We start from the raw sequence: 2874 nt of genomic DNA, 5'->3' as shown, positions 1-2874 counted from the left end.
CCGCGTGGACCGGCTGCGGCACGGCGGCCAGGCCGGTGGCGGCCGAGCCGCCCCGGCCGCCGCGCAGGTACGTGACGGTCAGGGCCGTCGCGGTGAGCAGCACGGTGACCGCGAGTGCCGCCGCGACCAGGACGGCGGTGGCGGGCAGCCGTTCGGCGAACAGCGTCGCCACGGGTCTGCCACCCACCAGCGAGTGTCCCAGGTCCCCCCGGATCAGGTCGTACAGCCAGTCGAGGTAGCGCGCCGCGGCCGGCCGGTCCAGCCCGAGGCGTTCCCGTTCCGCCGCGACGTCCTCTTCGGAGACCCGGCCCGTCGTCCTCAGTTCCCCGGCGTCACCGGGGAGCAGTTCGGTGGCCGTGAAGACCACGGCCGTGGCGGCGACGGCCAAGACCGCGGCCCGGCCGGCCGGGCGCAGGGCGCGGCCGGCAGTGCGCAGGGTCACTTGGCCATCCACACCTGGTCGATGAACATGCGCTGGAACCCCGGCCCGTCGGGCAGTCCGCGCACGCCCGGCGCGGCGAGGTCCAGGCCGTCCCCGGTGCCCCAGACGACGTAGCCGCCGTCCTCCCACAGCTCGCGCTGGATCCCGGAGAGCAGTTCCTCGCGGCGCGCCTCGTCGGCGGTCGACATGGCCTTGGCGAAGCCGTCGTCGAAGCTCTCGCTGCGCCAGGCGGTCTCGTTGGTCGGTGAGTCGGACAGCAGTCCGACGCGGACGAGGTCGGGGAAGGAGATGCCGCCGTAGTAGCCGGTGTAGAAGGCCTTCCTGGCGTAGACGGCGGTCCAGTAGGTGTCCGCCGGCTCGACCCTCACCTCGGCGTCGACACCGATGTCGGCGAGCTGCTGGGCGTAGAGGGTGGCCGCGGTGTCCATCCCGGGGTAGGACGTGGTGGTGTGCAGGGTGACGGACAGTCCGTCGGCGTGACCGGCCTCGGCCAGCAGTTCCTTGGCCCTCTCCACGTCGCGGGTGCGCTGCGGCAGATCGTCGGGGGCCGAGGGGTCGTAGGGGGTGGGCAGGTCATTGGCGACCTTGCCGTAGCCGAGGAACACGGTGTCGACCAGGGCCTTGCGGTCGGCGGCGAGGCGGAACGCCTCGCGGACCCTGGGGTCGTCGAACGGCTCGGTGTCCAGACGCATGACGAACGGGTACTCGGTGACTCCGTCGCGCCGGACGACCTGGGTCTTCGCCGAGGAACCCGCGCTCTTGACCGCGGCGGGGCTGACGCTGCCGGCGACGTCGGCCTGCCCGGAGGCGACGGCGCCGGCCCGTGCCTGTGGGTCGGCGACGGCCTGGATCTCGATCCTGTCCAGGTGCGGGCGCTCTCCCCACCAGGTGCCGTTGCGGGTCAGGACGGTGCTTTGGGCACCCGTCCGTTCCACCCGGTACGGGCCTGATCCGGTGACGGGACGGGAGAAGTCCTTGGTGCCCTCGGGGACGACGAAGGTGACGGACTCCAGGGCCCGGGGCGCGTCGGCCATCGGGGCGCGGGTGGCCAGGACGACGGTGTGCTCGTCGGGGGCGGTGGACTTCGCCATGTCGAAGTCGGCGAGCCGGCCGTAGTTCTCGGCGGCCTTGCCGCTGATGCGCCGCAGGGAGTACAGCACGTCGGCGGCGCGTACCGGCTCGCCGTCGGTGAAGCGGGCGTCCTCGCGCAGGGTGAGGGTCCAGCGGTCCATGGCGTCGTTGGGCTTCCACGACGTGGCGAGCCGCGGTCGGGTCTTCCCGTCCTCACCGGGGACGGTCAGGACGTCGTACGTCAGGGCGAAGCGCAGGACGTCGGACTCGTTGCCGAGGCCGCCGTGCGGGTCGTCGCTGGCGGTGGCGGGTGACCCCGCGACGGCGTACCGCAGGGTGCCGCCGTCGACGGGCACGCCTGTGCGGGAGGCCGGGGCGTCGGCGGCGGGTGTGCCGGAGCAGGCGCTCAGCAGCAGGGCGCCGACCGTCGCGAGGGCGGTGAGAGCGGATCTGCGGGACAGGGGGCTGCGGGGTGACGGGTGCTGGTGCATGGTTGCTTTCCGCGAGAGGTTCGGGGTCGGGGGTGACCGCCGGATTCACCGGCCGGTGTGCACGGCGGCCAGGGCCCGGTCGATCAGGGCGGCGGTCCGCCGTACCACGGGGTCGTGCAGCAGGGAGTAGTGGTGGCCTTCGACGGTGTGGGCGTCGACGGGGCCGCTGACGTGCGGCAGCCAGCCGAGAGAGGGCAGGTCCGCGGCGTCGTCGACGCCCATGCCGACACCGGCGTTGTGCGGCGCGGGGCGGGACGCGGCGATGAGCAGCAGTCGGGTGGCCGGGTCGGTGAGGTGTCCGGCCCGGTGTTCGGCCAGCGCCCGCAGGTGGCGTTCGAAGACTTCGAGGCGGGTGTCGGCGGTGTCCCGAGGGCCGAGCAGGCCGGCCGCTCGTAGCCGTTCGGTGACCGCCCGGCGTACCGCCGCCGCGTCCGGGGCGGTGCGGATCGTCTCCGCGTCCGGGCCGAGGTCCAGGTCGAGGTCGAGGAACGCCTCCAGCGAGCGCAGGTAGCGGACGGCCGCGAAGGCGGTGTCCTGGGCGCGGTCGGTGCCGCCCAGTGCCCGGATGCGGTCGGGGGTGTTGGAGTCGATCAGGACGAGGAGGTCGGTCCGCTCGCCGCGTCGCTGGAGTTCCACGGCCATCTGGTGGGCGACGGTGCCGCCCATCGACCAGCCGCCCAGCAGGTAGGGACCCTGCGGCTGGTGGACGCGCAGCGCCGCGAGGTAGCGGTCGGTCGTCTCGGCGATGGTCCGCGGCCCGGTACCGCCGGTCAGGGCGGGGTCGGTGAGGGCCACGACGGGCCGGCCGTCGGTGAGGAGACGGGCGAGTTCGCCGTAGCACAGCACGTCCCCGCCGGAGGGGTGCATCAG

General features: G+C 73.9%; 2 protein-coding genes and 1 pseudogene. All 3 read right to left on the bottom strand.

What is annotated here, in order from left to right:
* A pseudogene (locus tag B7767_RS25380) lies at positions 1 to 442 on the bottom strand (ABC transporter permease); the annotation flags it as partial.
* On the bottom strand, positions 439 to 2004 hold the full coding sequence (locus tag B7767_RS25375; RefSeq protein WP_085574227.1) for an ABC transporter substrate-binding protein: 1566 nt from the start codon (positions 2002 to 2004) through the stop codon (positions 439 to 441). The gene B7767_RS25375 and the pseudogene B7767_RS25380, both read right to left, overlap by 4 nt.
* Positions 2005 to 2049: 45 nt before the next feature.
* On the bottom strand, positions 2050 to 2874 hold an 825-nt coding region (locus B7767_RS25370), incomplete at its 5' end, for a thioesterase domain-containing protein (protein WP_256923562.1).

This window comes from Streptomyces sp. 13-12-16 (assembly GCF_002114215.1).
GTDB lineage: Bacteria > Actinomycetota > Actinomycetes > Streptomycetales > Streptomycetaceae > Streptomyces.
Note: the sequence above shows the minus strand (reverse complement) of the source record. Positions and strands in the feature narration are given on the sequence as shown.

Bases quoted from the DNA above. Each gene is read 5' to 3' on its own strand.
- B7767_RS25375 (WP_085574227.1), bottom strand. From the start codon at position 2,004: ATGCACCAGCACCCGTCACCCCGCAGCCCCCTGTCCCGCAGATCCGCT.